Raw genomic sequence first — 19,439 nt, 5'->3', positions numbered from 1 at the left:
GCCGCGATGAGCCGACACGATTACGACATCGCCGTGGTGGGCGGCGGCCCGGGCGGCTACGTGGCCGCGCTGCGCGCCGCCCAGCTCGGCCTGCGCGCCGCCCTGGTCGAACGCGCCGAACTGGGCGGCATCTGCCTGAACTGGGGCTGCATCCCCACCAAGGCGCTGCTGCACAGCGCCGCCGTGCTGCGCGCCTGCCGCGCGGCGGCGGACTACGGCGTGGCCGGCGCCGCCGCGGCCCGCCCCGACCTGGCCGCCATGGTGGCGCGCTCGCGCAAAGTGGCCGGCCAGCTGGGGCGCGGCGTCGCGCACCTGCTCAAGAAGAACGGCGTCGCCGTGCACCGGGCGCGCGCGCGCCTGGACGGTCCCGGCCGGCTGGCGCTCGACGACGGCGCGACACTGTCGGCCGCCCACATCGTGCTGGCCACCGGCGCCCGGCCCCGCGCCCTGCCCGCGCTGCCGGCCGGCGAACGCATCTGGACCTACCGCGAGGCGCTGGCGCCGGCGGCGCTGCCGGCATCCCTGCTGGTGGTGGGCGGCGGCGCCATCGGGGTCGAGTTCGCCAGCTTCTACCGCACGCTGGGCGCCGAAGTGACGCTGGCGGAAATGGCGCCGCAGATCCTGCCCCAGGAAGACGCCGAAATCGCCGGCCTGGCGCGCCAGGCGTTCGAGAAACAGGGCATCCGCGTGCTGACGGATTGCACCGTCGCGGCCTCCTGCCCCACCGCCGCCGGGGTGCGCGTGACGCTCGATCAGGGCGGCCGCCGCCGCGAGGTCGACGTCGAGCGCGTCATCGTCGCCGCCGGCATCGTCGGCAATGTCGAGGACCTGGGCCTGGAACAGACGCGCGTGCGCGTCGAGCGCACCCACATCGTCACCGACGGCCTGGGCCGCACCGCCGAACCCGGCGTGTACGCCATCGGCGACGTGGCCGGCGCGCCGTGGCTGGCGCACAAGGCCAGTCACGAAGGCCTGCTGTGCGTGGACGCCATTGCCGGCCAGCCGGTCCAGCCGCTCGACCCGCTGCGCATCCCGGCCTGCACCTACGCCCATCCGCAGGTGGCCAGCGTGGGCCTGAGCGAAGCGCGCGCGCGCGAGCAGGCCGGGGCCGCCGGCCGGCGGATCCGCGTCGGGCGCTTTCCCTACGCCGGCAACGGCAAGGCGCTCGCCATGGGCGAGGCGGAAGGGCTGGTCAAGACGGTGTTCGACGCCGATTCGGGCGAACTGCTGGGCGCGCACATCATCCATCCGGAAGCCGCCGAGCTGATCGCCGGCTACGGCGTGGCCGCCACGCTGGAAGCCACCGAGGCGGACCTGATGCACACGGTGTTCGCGCACCCGACCCTGTCGGAGGCCCTGCACGAATCGGTACTGGCGGCCTACGGGCGCGCCCTGCATATCTGAACCCCGAGCGGCAGCCTGGACGGCAGCCCGCCGTTCAGATCCGCTCGGCGAAGAAATCCAGGAAGCAGGCGATGCGCCGCGCCAACTGGGTGTTGCGGTAGTAGACGGCGTGCATGGGCTGCAGGTAATCGGTGTAGGCATGTTCCAGCACCTTCACCAGGCGCCCGCTGGCCAGGTCGTCGCGCAGCATGAACTCCGACAGGCAGGCAATGCCCACGCCGCCCAGCGCCAGTTGCCGCTGGGTCTCGCCGCTGGACGCCGCCAGGGTCGGCGCGATCGCCAGCCCGGTGCCGCCCGCGTGGCGCAGGGGCCAGACATTCAGCGTCTCGGGCTGCGTGAAGCCCAGCAACTCGTGCCCGGCCAGCGCTTCGGGCGTGGCCGGCGCGCCGCGCCGCGCCACATAGGCCGGGCTGGCCACCACGAAACGCGGCGCCGGCCGCAGCGGCCGCGCATGCAGGCTGGAATCCGACAACGGGCCGGCGCGCAGCGCGATATCGGTGCGGTGTTCCAGCAAGTCGACGATGCGGTCGTTGCTGGTGAGTTCCAGGGAGATCTCGGGATAGCGCGCGCGGAACTCGCCGACGTGGGGCACCACGCAATGCAGCATCACCGGCGCCGAGGCGTCGATGCGCAGCTTGCCGGCCGGCTGCTGCAGGCGGATGCGCATGCATTCTTCGGCATCGTCGAGCTCCGCCACGATGCGCCGCGCCCGCTGCAGGAACAACTGCCCTTCGTCGGTCAGCTCCATGCGCCGCGTGGTGCGGGTCAGCAGTGTGACGCCCAGTTGCGTTTCCAGCCGCGACAGGCCGCGGCTGACGCCCGAGGCAGTCTGCCCCAGGAACTCGGCGGCCGCGCTCATGCTGCCGGTATCCACCACCGCCAGGAAGACCCGCAAGGCTTCGGAACTGAGGGCCATATTTGACCTCCTGTCACAAGTGAAGTGATTGTAGGCCTATTTTTCTCACAGATGGCGCGGCGCACAATGCGAGGCCTACGGGTAAACCCCCAAAAACCTCAGGAGAGACTCATGCCTATCGCATTATGGGCGCTGGCCGTCGGCGCCTTCGGCATCGGCACCACGGAATTCGTCATCATGGGCTTGCTGCCCGAAGTCGGCGCCGACCTGGGCGTCTCGCTGTCCAGCGCCGGGCTGCTGGTCACCGGCTACGCCCTGGGCGTGGTGGTGGGCGCGCCCCCGGTCGCCATCCTGACCGCGCGCCTGCCGCGCAAGACGCTGCTGCTCGGCCTGATGCTGATCTTCACCGCCGGCAACCTGGCCTGTGCGCTGGCGCCCGACTACGCCACCCTGATGGCCGCGCGGGTGCTGACCTCGCTGGCGCACGGCGCGTTCTTCGGCGTGGGCTCGGTGGTCGCCACCAGCCTGGTCAAGCCCGACAAGCAGGCCTCGGCCATTGCGCTGATGTTCACCGGACTGACCCTGGCCAACGTGCTGGGCGTGCCGTTCGGCACCTGGCTCGGCCAGGCGTGGGGCTGGCGTTCGACGTTCTGGGCGGTCACCGCGGTGGGCGTGGTGGCCATGCTGGCGATCGCCACCTGGGTGCCGCGCAGCCGCGGCGACCAGGGCGGCGACCTGAGGGGCGAATTGCGCGCCCTGGGCCGCCCGCAGGTGTTGCTGGGCTTCGCCATGACGGTGCTGGGCTTCGGCGGCGTATTCACCGCCTTCACCTACATCGCGCCGCTGCTGACCGAACTCACCGGCTTCGGGCCCGGCGCCGTGTCGCCCATCCTGCTGCTGTTCGGCGTGGGCCTGGTGGCAGGCAACACCTACGGGGGCAAGCTGGCCGACCGGCGCCTGATGCCCACGCTGGTCGGCAGCCTGGCCCTGCTGGCGGTGGTGCTGGCCGTGTTCAGCCTGACGGTATACGCCAAGGTCGCGGCGGTGGCCACCGTGGCGCTGCTGGGCGCCGCTGCCTTCGCCACCGTGCCGCCCCTGCAGATGCGCGTGCTGGAAAAAGCCGGCGGCGCGCCGAACCTGGCGTCGGCCTTCAACATCGCCGCGTTCAACCTGGGCAATGCCGCCGGCGCCTGGCTGGGCGGCCTGACCATCGACCACGGCCCCGGCCTGGCCGCCACCCCGCTGGTCGCCGCCGCCGTGACCGCCAGCGGCCTGGCCATCGCCCTGTACAGCTGGAACCTGGACCGTCGCGGCCGCGCCGCGCCCGCCGCCGAGTGCGCGCGGGCATGACACAGCGCGTAGGGAGGTGTAGGGAGTGTCAGATACCTCAGGGTGTCTCTTGAGGTGTCAGACACCCAGGGGTGTCTGACGCCTTCCCCTACGCCTCCTATCTCCCTCATTACCAGGTGTCTATTACAAGGTGTCTGACACCCAGGGGGTGTCAGACACCTGCCACCGCCGCCCCCCCCTTATTCCTTCTTTCCCTCTTCACTTCTGGAACCTTCTGCAATGATCCCCACCAAACCCCTGGGCCGCGACGGCGCCGCCATTCCCGCCCTGGGCCTGGGCGTGTTCCGCATGGCCGCCGAAGACACCGTCCGCATGGTCCAGACGGCCCTGCGGCTGGGCTATCGCCATATCGACACCGCGCAGATCTACGGCAACGAAGCCGAGGTCGGGCGCGGCCTGGCCGAATCCGGCGTGCCGCGCGACGAGGTGTTCGTCACCACCAAAGTCTGGGTCGACCACTATCGCGGCGCCGACTTCCGCCAGTCGGTGCAGGACAGCCTGGCGCGCCTGCGCACCGACTATGTCGACCTGCTGCTGCTGCACTGGCCCAGCGCCAAGGTGCCGCTGGCCGAGCAGATCGCCGCGCTGAACGAGGCCCATGCCAGCGGCCGCGCGCGCCATATCGGCGTCAGCAACTTCACCACCGCGCTGATGCGCGAGGCGGCCGCGCTGAGCGCCGCGCCGCTGGCCAACAACCAGGTCGAGTACCACCCCTACCTGGACCAGTCGGCCGTGCGCGCTGAAGCGCAGCGCCTGGGAATGAGCATCACCGCCTACTACGGCATGGCCGATGGCAAGGTGCTGCAGGACCCGGTCATCGGCGCCATCGCCCGGCGCCTGGGCAAGACCCCGGCGCAGATCGCGCTGCGCTGGCTGGTGCAGCAGGACAATGTCATTGCCCTGAGCAAGACGCTGCGCGCCGAGCGGGCCGCCGACAACGCCCGCATCTTCGACTTCGAGCTCGACGCCGCCGACATGCGCGCGCTGGCCGGCCTGGCGCGCCCCGACGGCCGCCTGGTGTCGCCCGAAGGGCTTGCGCCGCAGTGGGACTGACGCCGCGCTCGCGGCGGGACGTTGGGCGGATGGAGTATCGTTGACCGCCATCGTCCCCTGGGAGCGCAAGATGAACCTGAAACTGAACGGCAAGATAACGGTGGTAACGGGCGGCAGCAAGGGCATCGGCCTTGCGGTGGCCAACGCGTTCGCCGCCGAAGGCGCATACGTGGCCATCGTCGCGCGCAATCCGGATGGCCTGGAGCAGGCGCGCGCGCAGCTGCAGGCCAGCGGCCACAACGTGGCGGTGTACGCGGCCGACCTGTCCGACCCGCAGGCCGCCGCGCAAGTCATCGAGCGCATCGAGACCGACATCGGCCCGATCGACATCCTGGTCAACAGCGCCGGCGCCGCGCGCCGCCACGAGCCCGAGGACCTGGACGCCGCCAAGTGGCGCGCCGCCATGGACGCCAAGTTCTTCCCGTACATCCACGTGCAGGATGCCGCGCTGGCGCGCATGCGGGCGCGCGCCGCCAGCCGCCCGGCGGGCGCGCTCAACGGCGTCGTGGTGAACATCATCGGCAACGGCGGCAAGCGCCCCACCAGCACGCACCTGGCCGGCGGCTCGGCCAACGCCGCGCTGATGCTGTCCACCGTGGGCCTGGCGGCGCACTACGCCCGCTACGGCATCCGCATCAACGGCATCAACCCCGGCCCGGTCTTCACGCAGCGCGTCGAGCAGGTGCTGGAACTGGACGCCAAGCGCCGCGGCATCACGCGCGACGAGGCGCTGGCCGAAGGGCAGTCCAGCATACCGCTGGGCCGCTACGGCAAGGCCGAAGAAGTGGCCGACGTCGCGCTGTTCCTCGCCAGCCCGCGCTCGGCCTATGTGGTGGGGGCGATCATCCCGGTCGACGGCGGGGCGTCTTCGGTGATCTGAACCGCGGGCGGTGGGCCGGCGGCCAGGTGTCAGACACCCCTTGGGTGTCTGACACCTAAATGCCAAAGAGTGTCTGGCACCTAAATCGCTTCATGAAGGTGCCTGACATCCGCGGGGGTCTGACACCTTGTATCTTGAGCGCTTACCGCTTCAGTTGCGACACGTCGCGCACGGCGCCACGGTCGGCCGAAGTGGCCAGCGCGGCGTAGGCCTGCAGCGCCTGCGAGACCACGCGCCGGCGGTCGACCGGCTGCCAGGCCCGGGCGCCGCGCGCTTCCATGGCGGCGCGCCGCTTGGCCAGTTCCTCGTCGGACACGGCCAGGTGGATGGTGCGGTTGGGGATGTCGATCTCGATGCGATCGCCGTCCTCGACCAGGCCCACGTTGCCGCCCTCGGCCGCTTCGGGCGAGGCGTGGCCGATGACCAGGCCGGACGAGCCGCCCGAGAAGCGGCCGTCGGTGAACAGCGCGCACGTCTTGCCCAGGCCCTTGGATTTCAGGTACGAGGTGGGATACAGCATTTCCTGCATGCCAGGCCCGCCCTTGGGGCCTTCATAGCGGATCACCACCACGTCGCCCGGCGCGACCTGGTCGCCCAGGATGCCCTCGACGGCGTCGTCCTGGCTTTCGAACACGCGCGCGCGGCCGGTGAAGACCCACTGCGATTCATCCACGCCGGCGGTTTTGACGATGCAGCCCTTGGGCGCCAGGTTGCCGTACAGCACGGCCAGGCCGCCGTCCTGCGAATAAGCGTGCTGCTTGCTGCGGATGCAGCCGCCCTGGCGGTCCAGGTCGAGCGTCAGGAAGGTGGCGTCCTGGCTGAAGGCCACCGTGGTGGGAATGCCGCCGGGCGCGGCGCGGTAGAACTTCTGCGCCGCCTCGCCCGCGCCGCCGTTGATGTCCCACTGCGCAATGGCCTGGCCCAGGGTGCCGCTGTGCACGTTGCCGCAGCTCAGGTCGAGCAGGTCGGCGCGCGCCAGTTCGCCCAGGATGCCGAGGATGCCGCCGGCGCGGTGCACGTCTTCGATGTGGTACTTGTCGGTGGCCGGCGCGGCCTTGCACAGGCACGGCGTCTTGCGCGAAATGCGGTCGATGTCGGACATGGTGAAATCCACGCCCGCTTCCTGCGCGGCGGCCAGCAGGTGCAGCACCGTGTTGGTCGACCCGCCCATGGCCACGTCCAGCGTCATGGCGTTCTGGAACGCGCTCTTGGTGGCGATGCTGCGCGGCAGGACCGATGCGTCGTCCTGTTCGTAGTAGCGGCGGCACAGGTCCACGACCAGGCGGCCAGCCTGCTCGAACAGGCCCTTGCGCCAGGCGTGCGTGGCCACGATGGTGCCGTTGCCCGGCAGCGCCAGGCCGATGGCCTCGGTCAGGCAGTTCATCGAGTTGGCCGTGAACATGCCGGAACACGAGCCGCAGGTGGGACAGGCGCTGCGCTCGTACTGTTCGGCCTCGGCGTCGGTGATGTTGGGATCGGCGGCCTTGATCATGGCGTCGATCAGGTCGATCTTGGCCACCACCTTGCCGCCGGTGGGCGACTTGATCTTGCCGGCTTCCATGGGGCCGCCGGACACGAACACCACCGGGATGTTCAGGCGCATGGCGGCCATCAGCATGCCCGGGGTGATCTTGTCGCAGTTCGAGATGCACACCATGGCGTCGGCGCAGTGCGCATTGACCATGTATTCGACCGAATCGGCGATCAGTTCGCGCGACGGCAGCGAGTACAGCATGCCGCCATGGCCCATGGCGATGCCGTCGTCGACGGCGATGGTGTTGAATTCCTTGGCCACGCCGCCGGCGGCCTCGATTTCCCTGGCCACCAGCGCGCCCAGGTCGCGCAGGTGCACGTGGCCCGGCACGAACTGCGTGAACGAGTTGACCACCGCGATGATGGGCTTGCCGAAATCGCCGTCCTGCATGCCGGTGGCGCGCCACAGGGCGCGGGCGCCGGCCATGTTGCGGCCGTGGGTGGACGTGCGGGAACGGTATTGCGGCATGGTCTTTCTCGGGCGGATGGGGTTCGCAAAGCGCTGGACGCGGTCTTGCAACGACGGAATTGCGCTAGCGAACCGTAAACGGGGTTTGGCAAAACGCTAAATAATACGCCGGATTGACAGGGGTGGCCCCGGGAAGGCCGGCGCGGCTCAGGGCCGGCTGCCGCGCAGCGCCAGCAGCGCCGCATGCAGCTGGCCCAGCCCGCGATGCAACGGCTTGTCGCCGCGCAGCACCACCGCCAGCGTGCGCGACAGGCGCGGGGCCAGCGGCTTGACGCGCAGCCCCGGCCGGCCGCGTCCGGCAGGCACCGCCATGCGCGGCAGCACGGCGCAGCCCAGGCCGGCCGCCACGAGCTCCTTCATGGCTTCGGTGCTGCCCAGCTCCATGACGGGCCGGGCGCGCAGGCCGGCGGCCTCGAACCAGTCGTCGACCAGGCCGCGCGTGCGCGCGCCGGGCTCGAACAACACCAGTGGCCGCTCGGCCAGCGCCTGCGGCGTGACGCGCGCCGGCAGCGTGCCACTGGCCGGGAAGATGGCCACGAACTCGTCGTCGAGCACCGGCGTCACCTGGAACATGCGGCCCGGCGCGGGCAAAGTGACCAGGCCGATATCCAGGGTATTGGCCTCGATGCCGCGCAGCACGTCGGCGGTGTTGCCGGTGCTGGCGACGATCTCCAGCGCCGGGAAACGCCGCCGCAGGTCGGCCAGCAGCGGCGGCAGCAGGTACGTGCAGGCGGTGGCGCCGGTGCCCAGCCGTACGCGCCCCACCACCTGCGCGCTGTGCGCCTGCATGCTGCGCTCGGCCTGCTCGACCGCCGCGTCGATGGCGCGCACATGGGCCAGCAGGTCGGCGCCCGCGGCGGTGGCGGCGACCCGCCGCCCCACCCGTTCGGCCAGGCGCAGGCCGTAGCGGCGCTCCAGCTGGCGCACCTGCAGGCTCACCGCCGGCTGGGTCAACCCATGCTTGTCGGCCGCGGCCGAGAAGCTGCCCAGTTCGATCACGTCCAGGAAAATGCGCAGATGGTCGAGGTTGAGGCCGCGCATGCAGTGCCCGATATCCAAAGAATTGCTTATGCATTGCATAATAAACCAAAGCTTTATTAATGCATGGGCCGGGCGCACACTGCGGGTTTGTCGTCAACGCCCTCCCGGCCGCCCCCAGCTCCATGCCTGCTTCCGCTTCCCCGCTCGTCATCCGCGACAGCGCCGCCGCCGATATCCCCGCCATCGCCGCCATCTACGCCCACCACGTGCAACACGGCACGGCCTCTTTCGAGCTGGAGCCGCCCTCCTGCGACGATATGCGGGCGCGGCGCGACGCGGTGCTGGCGCAGCGGCTGCCCTACCTGGTGGCCGAGCTCGACGGCGAGCTGGTCGGCTATGCCTACGCCACGCCGTACCGGCCGCGCCCGGCCTACCGCTACACGGTGGAAGACTCGGTCTATGTGAAGCCCGGCAAGGCCGGCCACGGCATTGGCGGCAGGCTGCTGGCGGCGCTGATCGAACGCTGCAGCGCCGGCGGCTGGCGCCAGATGCTGGCGGTGGTGGGCGACAGCCGCAACGCGGCCTCGCTGGCCCTGCATGCCAGCCAGGGCTTCCATCCGGCCGGCACGCTGCGCTCGGTGGGCTACAAGTTCGGCGAATGGCGCGACACGGTGCTGATGCAGCGCGCGCTGGGCGACGGCGACCGCGGCGCGCCCGCCGAACGCGCCTGAGATCCGCGCGTGTCCGCCGCCATTCCCGCCCGCGCGGTCGTCTGCCTGGGCATCACCCAGCTGGTCGGCTGGGGCGTCTCGTTCTACCTGATCAGCAATTTCGGGCCGGCCATGCAGGCCGAACTGGGCTGGAGCGCCGCGCGCATCTATGGCGGCTTCTCGCTGGCCATCGTCATCATGGCGGTCGCCTCGCCGCTGGCCGGCCACGCCATCGACCGCTGGGGCGGACACCGCGTCATGCCGGCCGGCGCGCTGCTCACCGCGCTGGGCTGCGGCCTGCTGGCGGCGGCGCACGCCGCCGTGCCGTACTACGCCGCCTGGGTCGCGCTGGGCATCGGCATGCGGCTGTCGCTGTACGACGCCGCCTTCGCCACGCTGGCGCGCATCGGCGGCCCGCAGGCGCGGCGCGCCATGTCGCAGATCACCCTGTTCGGCGGCCTGGCTTCCACCGTCATGTGGCCGGTCGGCCAGATGCTGGCGCAGGCGCTCGGCTGGCGCGGCGCCGTGCTGGCCTACGCGGGCCTGGCCTTGCTGACCCTGCCCCTGTACCTGGCGCTGCCGGCGGGCCGGTACCCGGCCGAGGCGGCGCATGCCGGCCGGCAGCCGGGCCTGGCCCGCAGCCCCGCCGACCAACGGCTGGCGCAAGCGCTCTACGCGCTGATCGCGATGCTCACCAATTTCCTGGCCGCAGCCAACGCCACGCACTTGATCGCCATGCTGACCGGCCTGGGGCTGGCCGCCTCGGCGGCGGTCGGCATTTCCGCGCTGTGGGGCATCGGCCAGGTCAGCGCGCGGCTGCTGGAATTGCTGTTCGGCGCGCGCCTGCACCCGCTGGCCCTGAACCTGCTGACCGCGGCCGTACTGCCGCTGTGCTTCCTGGCCGGCACGCTAGGCGGCCACCCGGTCGCGGCGGCGCTCTATGCCTGCCTGTACGGGGCCTGCAACGGCCTGCTGACCATCACCCGCGGCACCCTGCCGCTCGCCCTGTTCGACTACCGCGTATACGGCGCGCTGGTGGGCCGCCTGCTGGTGCCGGGCTTCCTGCTGACGGCCGCGGGGCCGGTGGCATACGCCGAACTGATCGCCTGGGGCGGACCGCGCGCCGCGATGGTGGTGTCGACGGTCCTGGCCGCCACCATCCTGGCGGCGTCGGCGTGGCTGTCGCTGCGCTTCGGCCGCCAGGCCGCCGCGCGCTGAGCCGCGCGGCGCATCGGCGCCAGCGCCGCTAGAACCGGTAGATCACCTTGAGCTGCCCGGCGTGGCTGGTCGTATGGCTGGACACTTCGCCGTCATACTGCAGCCGGAAATCCAGTCCCGAACGGTTGTTGACCTGCACGCCCACGCCAAAGCGACCGATCACATCATCGCCGGGCAGCGAGGCCCTGAAGCCGTCGCTGCCGGCCGGCGCGCCCTTGAAGCGCGCCTGGGCATCCCACGAGTCGTCGCTGAGGAACGACGCGCCGGCGTAAGCATACGGACGCATGGTCGCGCCATCGGGCAGGTCCACCCGCCCGCCGACCTCCAGCATCGGCGACAGGCCCACCACGAACTGGTCGCTGCTGTCCACCTCCAGGCTCAACGGCCCGCCCGACTCGGTATAGCCGGGCATGCGCGCATACAGCGCGTCCAGGTCCACATAGGGCTTCAGGTAGAACTGCTCGGTGATGCCGATGTGGCGCGACACCCGCAGGCGCAGGCCGGCGCTGTAGACATCAGGGCTGCTGCTGGCCTGGCGGTCGTAGCCGTCGATGCCGAGGCTGCGGTCCAGGTCGTACGAGCCGTAGCCGCCGCCGATGGCCGCTGCATAGACCCACGGCCCCGCCTGGTGCTTCAGCACCACGCCCGCATAGCCGGCGTCGCCGCTGCCGCCTGCGCGGCCGTTGTCGGCCCGCAGGCTGTTGTTCTGGTAGGCCGCCGACCCGCCGATGAACCAGCCCGGGCGGAACTCGCGCTGCCCGCCGACTTGGTAGGTGTTGCTGTCGAAGGAATAGCCCGGCGTGCCCTGCACCGCGTCCTGGTCGGCGCTGCGGCGCGACACCTGGCCCCAGAAGCAATCCTGCTCGCGCCCGTCGGTGCCGGCGCCTGCCATGTCGGGACACGACATCATCGAGCCGGTAAAGCGCGCCATGCCGGCCGCCATCTGCGCCGCCGGCGCCAGGCTCACGCCGGGCGACAGGTCGGTCAGCTTCTCGCGGTAAGCGCCCGACCCGTGGCTGGCCGCCGTGTTCAACACCGCGAACAACGGCGCCAGCTCGAGCGTGCCTCCCTGGTCCCAGATTTCCTGCAAATGCCCGGCGACAGCGCGCTGGTTGCGCGCCAGGTCTTGGCTGGCGGCATTGAAATCGGCGCCTTGCACGCTGACTCGCTGCTGCTTGCCCACCTGCCGCACCGCGAAGTCGAAAATGGGCGAATCCTTGGCCTGCAGCGCGCCCGTCGATGTGCCTTCGACATCGAGCACGGCCAGTTCGCGCCCGGGCAGCAGGCTGGTGGCGGCCAGCTCGAACTGCCCATCGAGCTGTGCATCGCCCTGCACCGTCATGTGCGCGGCGCGCATGGCGGCAAAGTCGATATCGGCGCGCAGCACGCCGGAACTGGCCTGGGTGTAGTCGCCCGACACGGTCAGGCGGCCGAAGCGGCCGGCAGATCCCACCGTCAGGTGGCCCGCGTTGGTCACGTCGGCCTGGTACAGGGACGCGCCGACCAGCTTGCCGGTCGGCGTGTTCTCGATCGCGCAAGGGCCCGGGTTGTCGCACTGAGTGCCGCCTTCCATCAAGCCATGATTGCGCACGTTCATGCCCGCCGTGCCGTCGTAGCGGACGGCGACGCCGGACAGCGCGGTCACGACCCCCTCGGTTCCGATCTCCACCAGGCTGGCGCCCACGCCGTTGCCGGCCACCCAGACGCCCGCGCCGCTGCCCGAACCGCCCGCCACGGTCCCGTTGACCGTGACAGTGACCGGAAAGCCCTTCTCGTCCGAGCCTTCGCTCTGTGCGAAGACACCGGTGCTGCCGTCGCCGGTGGCGCTGACCGAGCCATCGACGGTGACGTCGACGTGGCCCGCCCAGTTCTCGGTATTGCCATCAGCGGCATTCACGCTGCCGGCAAAGCCGCCTTGCGCGGCGCCGGCCAGCCCGCCGCCGCCGCCGATGGACTGGGCGATCACGCCGTGGGCGTTGGCGCCGCGAGTGACGACAGTGTTCTGGATCACGACCGCGACATCGGCGCCCGTGCCGCTGACCTGGCCGCTGGTCTTGGCCCAGCCGTCGCGGTCGAGCGAAATGGCTTGCGCGAGGTCGCCGGCAATGCCGCCGCCACCGCCAACGGACTGCGCCACCACGCCATGCGCGCCCGCGCCACTGGTGGTGACCGTGCCTCCAGTCAGCGCGACCGACACTTCGCCGCCATTGCCTTGGACATCCTTGTCGCCGCCCAGGCTGACACTGCTTAAAGCAGCGCCGTCGCCCGCGCTGACAATGCCGCCGCCGCCGCCCACCGACTGCGCGATGATGGCGATCGATCCCTTGCCCTCGGTAGTCAGGTCGCCGCCCGTTGTCAGCTCGACCTTGCCGCCGTCCCCGCTGCCCGCCTGGCCGGCCCCCAGGGCCAGGCCGAATTGCCCCACCACGCCCGTCGCGGCATCGCCGCTGTAGACGGTGGCCAGTCCGCCGCCGCCGCCGATGGATTGCACCACCAGGCCGTGGGCGCTCTGCCCCTTGGTGCCCGCCCTGACCCAGCTAGATGGCGATACTTGTATGTGGCCGCCGGCGCCCCATGCCCCGTTGCTGCCCCCCACTCGGACGGTGCCCGTGCCGCCAGCCGCCACCGACGCCGCGACACCGCCGCCGCCGCCGATCGACTGCACGAGTACGCCGTTGGCCCCGTAGCCATAGGTGAAGGCGGCATTGTTGTCGCCGGCGGGATCGAATTCCACGGCGATGGCGCCGCCGCCCGACTGGTCGGCGGAAGTTGCCGTCGCCGGCTTGGAATTGCCGCCGACACGCAGGTCCAGCGAGATGGGCGCCGGCCCCGATGCCGAGGCCCCGCCCAGGCCGCCTCCGCTGCCGATCGACTGCAACAGCACCGCGTCGGAAAAATCGCCATAGGTCGTCACGCGGGCCGCCAGGCGGGCATAGTCGTCGGCGCTGCCGATCGCACCCCCCGCGCCGACAGCCGCCGAGCCGCCAACCAGCAGGCTCACGTTATAAGGCGCATTGGCTGCGTCGGCCATCGTGCCGGATGCGGTGCTGCCGGTCGCGCCGCCCAGCCCGCCGCCGCCGCCGATGGCTTGCGCCACCACGCCATGGGCCCCCGCGCCCCCGGTCGAGATCACGCCGTCGAGGTCCAGGTCGATATGGCCGGCGCCGTTGTCGCCTATGTCATCGTCCTCGTTCGCCGGATCGTACCCACCGATCAGCACGGTAGTGCCGTCCGGCGAGGCCGAGTCGGTCAGGCCGATCACGCCTATCCCGCCCCCGCCCCCTATCGATTGCGCGACGATGCCGTGCGCGCCGTCTCCCGCGGTGTTGACAGTCCAGTCCGAGGCGAGCGAAACCGCCCCGCCCTGGCCCGCCATATAGCCGCCGACCCGCAAGCGGGCGCCATCGAGGCGGGTGCCCTCCAGCGCCTGCACGCCGCCCACCCCGCCGCCGCCGCCAATGGACTGGGCCGCGATGCCGATTGCATCGTCGCCCCAGGTCAAGACGTTCGTGTGCACGTTCACGGACACATCGCCCGCGGCATCGCCCGATGCCACCTTGATCGTATCCGACCCGCCCCCTACCTGTATGACCGCGGCGCTGTCGGCCACCATGCCGGTGCCCAGTCCGCCGCCCTGGCTGATCGACTGGGCAAGCACGCCGTAGGCGCCCGCCCCGGTTGTCGTGAGCAGCTTGCCGCCCTGGCGCGACACGTCCACCGTCACGCCTCCCGCGCCGCCGGTACGCCCGAGGCTGCCCACCTGGATACTGGCGGCGCCGTTGTCGAACGTGCCGTCCACCGCCAGGCCCGCATGGCCGACACCGCCGCCGCCGCCGATCGATTGCGCCAGCACGCCCATGGCCCAGGCCCCGCTGGTCGCCAGGGTGCCGTCGTGCGAAACGCGGACCACGGGCAGGCTCGCCCCGGTCTCGGAGCCCGCGGCATCGCCGCTGCTGCCGGCCGCGGTGCCGACGGCATCGCCGCCGGCGCCCAGTGTCAACGACCGTTCGATTTCCACGTCATCCGGCCAGCCATCGGGCGCATCGCTATCGTCGTCGTCCTTCAGCACGGCGCCCATCATGCCCCCGCCCCCGCCGATGGACTGGGCCACCAGCGCGTGCGATCCGTCTCCCAGGGTCACGATCTCGCCCCTGCTGGCCACGTCGACGACGCCGCCGTCACCGGCGTGGCCGTCGGCCATGCTGCCCAGCGTGACCACCAGCTGGAACTGAGCGCTGGGCGGCGTCAAGCTGAAATCGAGGCCGAGCGGATCATTGATGCCGGCCATCCCGCCGCCGCCGCCGAGCGACTGCGCCACGATCCCGTGGGAAAAATCGCCGCGGGTCGTGATGTCGTGCTCGCCGCCGATGTTCACGGTGCCGCCATCGCCGCCATTGCCACCCGCGCCGCCCAGCAACAGGTCGAGACTGAAGCTGGTGGCCAGGCCGGGCTTCTGGTCGGGGCTGCCGACCGAGCCGATACCGCCGCCGCCGCCGATCGATTGCGCCACCACGCCGCTTGCCATGTGGCCGCCGGTATAAATATCGACCGGCCGGCACCCCGCGCTGGCACACATGTCCACCACACCGCCATCGCCGCCGTCGCCGCCCGACCCGCCGACCGACACCGTGAAATTCAGCGAGGTGCCGATGCGGGTGCCGCCGACGCCCTGCGTCAGCCCGCCGGTGCCGCCGCCGCCGCCGATGGATTGCAGGGCGATCGCGTGGGCCGCCTCGCCGAACGTCTGGATGCGGTTGCTGCTGTCCGACTGGAACAGGACTGTGCCGCCGTCGTTGCCGTCGCCCCCGGTCCCGCCGACGCCCGCGCCGATCTCGAGCCGCCCCTTGGTGGCCAGGGTACCGCTGCCCCCCTGGCCGCCGCCGCCGCCGATCGACTGCGCCAGCACGCCGTAGGCGCCATACCCCTGCGTCTGGACCAGCGCGGTGCGTTCCAGCGTCACCGAGGCTTGCCCGCCCTTGCCGCCCGTGCCCCCCCTGCCGCCCACGGCGATGTTCAAGTCCAGCCAGTCCTCGTAATTCTGCGAATAGCTGCCGCCCCCGGCCCCGCCGCCGCCGCCGATGGATTGCACCACGACGCCGTCCGCGTAATCGCCCGAGGTCGACACGACGCCGTACTGATGCAAGGTGGCGGCGGCGCCATCGCCGCCCGTGCCGCCCCGGCCGCCCACGTTCACCGTGATGCTGCCGTTCAGCGTGAACGGGTTGTGGTCGAGCAGCGCCTTGATCGCATTGAAGACATTGTCGAGGATATCGCCTTCGTCGGCGCCCATCGATCCGCCCACCCCGCCGCCGCCGCCGATGGACTGCACCAGCACGCCGTCGCTGTCGCGGCCGGTGGTGACGATGTGGCCAAAGTTGTTCACGGTGGCCTGCCCGGCATTGCCGCCTTCGCCTCCCGTCATGCCCACGCCGACGTCGACGCTGAAGCCGGCCTCCAGCGCTTTCGTGACCTGGCCCTCCGCGCCCAGGAACACCGCGGTGCCCTGCCCCGTGCCGCCGCCGCCGCCGATGCTTTGCGCCACGATGCCGCGCGCGCCCGAGCCGGTGGTCCGGATATGCGTATCGTCGAGCGTCGCGACCGTGACGGCGCCGCCGTCGCCCCCCTTGCCGCCCTTGGCGCCCACGCTGACCAGCGCATCGACGCTGATCGCCGCGCCGGTCTCGAAATCGAAGGCATACGCATTGGCCGAACCGCCGTCGCCGCCGCCACCGCCAATCGATTGCGCCAGCACGCCGTTCGAATAGTCGCCGCTGGTCCGCACCACGGTCCGGCCCGCGCCGTCTCCATCGCCCAGGTTGACGTTGACCTCGCCGCCGTTGCCACCCCCGCAGCTATTGTCACCGTCGTCCGAGGTGATGCAGCGGCCGCCCACGGCCGCCTCGTCCTGGACATTGATGCTTTGCAGGCCGATCACCGCGTCGACCGAAAATGTCGAGGCCGAGCCGCCGTCGCCGCCTCCGCCACCCACCGATTGCGCGAACACGCCATGCGAAAACTGGCCTTCGGTGCCCAGGGCCGAATCCCAGACCGCGGTGTCGACCTTGCCGCCATCGCCGCCGTTGCCGCCCTGGCCGCCCACCATGATCAAGTTTTCCCAGGCGGCGGCGGTGCCGATCTCCGTGAAGATGACGCCGACCATGGCGCTCTGGTCTTTCACGTTGCCGCCCGACCCGCCACCGCCGCCGATCGACTGCGCGACCACCGCCGACGCATCGGCGACCTTATAGCCGTCGCCATCGGTCTGGCCGCCGTTGCCCGTGTCGTTGCCGGAATCCGACGCATCCGGGCCGTGGGTATGGATGGAGGACGCGCCGAGCCGGGTATAGACGTCGCCGCCGTTGCCGCCATCGCCGCCGCTCCCGCCCACGCCGACGATGAGCTGGCCCTCGATCCCGCCGACGTCGGCGCGCAGGCCGCCGGCGCTGCCGCCGCCGCCGCCAATCGACTGCAAGGCAACGCCGCGCGCCGCGCTGCCGTAGGTATTCACCGTCAGGCCCCGCCAGTCGAGATCGACATCATGGCCGTCGCCCCCGTCGCCGCCCTGGCCGCCCACGAGCACGGCCAGGGCCTCCAGCCCGACGTGCCACATGTCGCCTCCGGTGCCGCCGCCGCCGCCGATCGACTGCGCGAGGATGCCGTGCGCGTTCTGCCCCGCGGTCGTGATCGTCGCGGGTTCCGTGCCCTGGAAGTTGATCGTGCCGCCATCGCCGCCGGGGCCTCCCGACGCGCCGACGCTCACGGCGCCCAGGATGCCGACGTCCAGCGTATCTCCGCCGTTGCCACCGCCGCCGCCGATCGACTGCGCGATCACGCCGTACGAAAAATCGCCGGACGTCTGGAGCGTGCCCAGTTGTCCGCCCCCTCCGTCGAAGTGAACGGCGTCGCCATCGCCGCCGGCGCCGCCAGTGGCCCCCACCGTGATGATGCCGAAATTGCCGCTGGCATTGCCGCCGCCGCCGCCGATCGACTGCGCGCTGATCGCCGGGGCCGCGTCACCCTGCGTCGTGATGATGCCGGAATTCCACGCGTACACGATGCCGCCATCCGCGTCCTGGGAGGACGATCCCGCCAGCGACGAGTAGCTGCCGCCGCCGACCGCCACCACGCCGGCCGTCACGCCCGCATTGCCGCCGCCACCCCCGGCGGCCTGCGCGCTCAGTCCGATGGCGCCGTAGCCCTGGGTCGCGATGGAACCGAAATTGACGACATCGACGTTGCCGGCCTTGCCGCCGATCCCGCCATCGCCCCCCACGCTGACGATACCCGCGGTTATCCCGCCCGCGCCGCCGCCGCCCGCGTTGGACTGCGCATCGATGCCGAACGCCCAGCCGCCCACGGTCTGGATGGCCCCCGAGTTGTGCACCGTCGCGGTGCCGGATTCGCCACCATCCCCGCCCTTGCCGCCGCCGCCCAGGATGGCGTAGAAATCGCCGCCGGTGCCGCCGCCACCTCCCACGGAATAGGCCACCACGCCGGAGGAATAATCGCCGCCGGTCGATATCGCGACGTTGGCGCCGATATCGACGGCCACGTCGCCGGCATCGCCGCCCTGCCCGGCGCCGCCGGGTTCGCCCGCCAGCGCAAGGGAATCGTTGCCGGAGCCGCCAAAGCCGCCTTTCGATTGCGCCTCGACCCCATACATGTGCGAGCCGCCCGCGGTGCGGATCGTATACGGCGTGGCCGCGCTCAATGAGACGTACACATCGCCGCCCGCGCCGCCGGCGCCCCCGCTCTTGTCCTTTCGGGGGCCGTCTCCGCCCCGCCCGCCCTGCGACACCGCCTGGATGGCGGCACCCTTGGCGTGCGATACGTCGATTTCGATCGCGCTGGAGACGTAGATGGTGGCATGGCCCGCCTGGCCGCCCTGCCCGCCCGGATCCGACGAATCGTTCGACTCATCGCCCTCGCCGCCCTCTGACGTGGCGCGCAGGCCGTATACCGTGGTGCCGCTGGCCCCGTCGGCCACCAACTGCAGCAATCCGGCCTGGTGATCGATGCGGACATCGCCGCCGCTGCCCGCCGCCCCGTTGTCCGGCCCGCCCTTGCCGCCATGCGAGTCGCCCCGGATCAAGCCCACTAGGACGTTATCGTTGATGGTCAGCTTGCCGCCGGTGCCGCCCGCCAGGGCGTCGCCGGCGAAAATGAACGAGCCAGCATTGAGCACATACACGTCGTCGCCGATGCCGCCGGCGCCGCCGACCTGGTTGCCGATGCCCAGGTCGGATGAATTCTGCTCGCCGCCATCGCCGCCCGCGCTGGCGGCGAAAATGCCGGACATGTCGCTGGTGATCTTGCCCGCGACCTGGTACCGGCTGGTGCTGTACGTGCGGACATCGACCCGGTTCCCCGCGCCGCCATGGCCGCCGTCCGTATCGTTATTGGTATTGCCGTTGCCATGGCCGTCGGTATCGTGCTCATCGCTGTCGCCATGGCCGCCGCTGCTTTTACCGTACAGCACGGCCGCGACCTGGCCCAAGCCGTTCTGGTCGCCCACCACCAAGTTCACCTGGCCGGCGCTTTCCAGCCTGACGCCGCCGGCGGCGCCGGCGTCCTCGTCTTCGCTGCCGTCGCCGCCCGTCGACGTGGCATACATCACCCCTGTCCAGGAAGTCAGCGGAAATCCGCCGGCCGCGGGATCCAGGTTGAACACAGCGCCCTGGTCCAGCAATTCGACGCTGCCGCCTGGCTTGCCGTTCCTGCCGGTATCGTGGCTGCCGTCGGCTCCGGCGCTGGCCACGCCGGCGGCCGTCGTCCGGACGGCGCCCTCGGTGAGCTTGATGCATGTCGTGCCCGAGGAGCATTCCATGTCTTCGGCCCGTACCGACGATGGCCCGAACACCATGCCCAGGCTCATGGCCAGAATGGTCTTGCAGGCGATCTGATGGTTCTTGGGAGAGCGGCGGGCGAGCATGGGAAGCCTTCCGGATGGATCGTGGACCGGTGAAAAATTAACCAGAGGTCGCA

Annotated in this window: 10 protein-coding genes; 6 read left to right on the top strand and 4 right to left on the bottom strand. The window is 71.1% G+C overall.

Going from position 1 to position 19,439, the window contains the following annotated elements; translation table 11 throughout:
* Window positions 1-6 precede the first annotated feature (6 nt).
* Window positions 7-1,404 (top strand): dihydrolipoyl dehydrogenase, encoded by a 1,398-nt coding sequence (gene lpdA / locus ACKTT0_RS11175; RefSeq protein ID WP_407849974.1) that lies wholly within the window; start codon window positions 7-9, stop codon window positions 1,402-1,404.
* 34 nt (window positions 1,405-1,438) lie between these two features.
* On the opposite strand, the gene ACKTT0_RS11170 is transcribed toward lpdA, so the two are convergent.
* Window positions 1,439-2,320 (bottom strand): LysR substrate-binding domain-containing protein, encoded by an 882-nt coding sequence (locus ACKTT0_RS11170; protein WP_407849973.1) that lies wholly within the window; start codon window positions 2,318-2,320, stop codon window positions 1,439-1,441.
* 111 nt (window positions 2,321-2,431) lie between these two features.
* Between ACKTT0_RS11170 and ACKTT0_RS11165 the strand changes: the two genes are divergently transcribed.
* The 3 genes from ACKTT0_RS11165 (at window position 2,432) to ACKTT0_RS11155 (ending at window position 5,543) form a co-directional block, all read left to right on the top strand.
* Window positions 2,432-3,610, top strand: a complete 1,179-nt coding sequence (locus ACKTT0_RS11165) for an MFS transporter (RefSeq protein ID WP_407849971.1) — start codon at window positions 2,432-2,434, stop codon at window positions 3,608-3,610.
* A gap of 219 nt (window positions 3,611-3,829) precedes the next feature.
* Window positions 3,830-4,663, top strand: a complete 834-nt coding sequence (locus ACKTT0_RS11160) for an aldo/keto reductase (RefSeq protein WP_407849970.1) — start codon at window positions 3,830-3,832, stop codon at window positions 4,661-4,663.
* Window positions 4,664-4,733: 70 nt separating this feature from the next.
* Window positions 4,734-5,543, top strand: coding sequence for an SDR family oxidoreductase (locus ACKTT0_RS11155; RefSeq protein ID WP_407852415.1), 810 nt, complete (start codon window positions 4,734-4,736; stop codon window positions 5,541-5,543).
* Window positions 5,544-5,685: 142 nt separating this feature from the next.
* On the opposite strand, the gene ilvD is transcribed toward ACKTT0_RS11155, so the two are convergent.
* A complete protein-coding gene (gene ilvD / locus ACKTT0_RS11150) occupies window positions 5,686-7,545 on the bottom strand; it encodes a dihydroxy-acid dehydratase (protein ID WP_407849969.1) in 1,860 nt (619 codons plus the stop codon).
* A gap of 147 nt (window positions 7,546-7,692) precedes the next feature.
* Window positions 7,693-8,586, bottom strand: a complete 894-nt coding sequence (locus ACKTT0_RS11145) for a LysR family transcriptional regulator (protein WP_407849968.1) — start codon at window positions 8,584-8,586, stop codon at window positions 7,693-7,695.
* A 122-nt stretch (window positions 8,587-8,708) separates the two neighbouring features.
* Here ACKTT0_RS11145 and ACKTT0_RS11140 point away from each other — a divergent pair, with 122 nt between their 5' ends.
* Both ACKTT0_RS11140 and ACKTT0_RS11135 read left to right on the top strand, forming a co-directional pair.
* The gene (locus tag ACKTT0_RS11140; RefSeq protein ID WP_407849967.1) at window positions 8,709-9,257 is read left to right on the top strand and encodes a GNAT family N-acetyltransferase; all 549 of its coding nucleotides are present in this window, start codon (window positions 8,709-8,711) and stop codon (window positions 9,255-9,257) included.
* Between the two features lie 9 nt (window positions 9,258-9,266).
* Complete coding sequence (locus ACKTT0_RS11135; RefSeq protein ID WP_407849966.1) at window positions 9,267-10,454, top strand: MFS transporter; 1,188 nt, start codon at window positions 9,267-9,269, stop codon at window positions 10,452-10,454.
* A 28-nt stretch (window positions 10,455-10,482) separates the two neighbouring features.
* Here the strand turns inward: ACKTT0_RS11135 and ACKTT0_RS11130 are convergent, their stop codons facing one another.
* The gene (locus tag ACKTT0_RS11130; protein ID WP_407849965.1) at window positions 10,483-19,386 is read right to left on the bottom strand and encodes a hypothetical protein; all 8,904 of its coding nucleotides are present in this window, start codon (window positions 19,384-19,386) and stop codon (window positions 10,483-10,485) included.
* Window positions 19,387-19,439: the final 53 nt, after the last annotated feature.

The sequence above is a fragment of the Bordetella saccharivorans genome (assembly GCF_045862855.1).
In the GTDB taxonomy this organism is placed as follows: Bacteria; Pseudomonadota; Gammaproteobacteria; order Burkholderiales; family Burkholderiaceae_B; genus Bordetella_A; species Bordetella_A petrii_F.
The sequence above is the reverse complement of the archived record's forward strand: the minus strand, read 5'-3'. Positions and strand labels throughout refer to the sequence as shown.

Excerpts from the sequence above, each read along its gene's own strand:
- ACKTT0_RS11160 (WP_407849970.1), top strand. The coding sequence starts at position 3,830 with ATGATCCCCACCAAACCCCTGGGCCGCGACGGCGCCGCCATTCCCGCC.
- ACKTT0_RS11130 (WP_407849965.1), bottom strand. The coding sequence starts at position 19,386 with ATGCTCGCCCGCCGCTCTCCCAAGAACCATCAGATCGCCTGCAAGACC.
- ACKTT0_RS11140 (WP_407849967.1), top strand. The coding sequence starts at position 8,709 with ATGCCTGCTTCCGCTTCCCCGCTCGTCATCCGCGACAGCGCCGCCGCC.
- lpdA (WP_407849974.1), top strand. The coding sequence starts at position 7 with ATGAGCCGACACGATTACGACATCGCCGTGGTGGGCGGCGGCCCGGGC.
- ACKTT0_RS11145 (WP_407849968.1), bottom strand. The coding sequence starts at position 8,586 with ATGCGCGGCCTCAACCTCGACCATCTGCGCATTTTCCTGGACGTGATC.
- ACKTT0_RS11170 (WP_407849973.1), bottom strand. The coding sequence starts at position 2,320 with ATGGCCCTCAGTTCCGAAGCCTTGCGGGTCTTCCTGGCGGTGGTGGAT.
- ilvD (WP_407849969.1), bottom strand. The coding sequence starts at position 7,545 with ATGCCGCAATACCGTTCCCGCACGTCCACCCACGGCCGCAACATGGCC.
- ACKTT0_RS11165 (WP_407849971.1), top strand. The coding sequence starts at position 2,432 with ATGCCTATCGCATTATGGGCGCTGGCCGTCGGCGCCTTCGGCATCGGC.
- ACKTT0_RS11155 (WP_407852415.1), top strand. The coding sequence starts at position 4,734 with ATGAACCTGAAACTGAACGGCAAGATAACGGTGGTAACGGGCGGCAGC.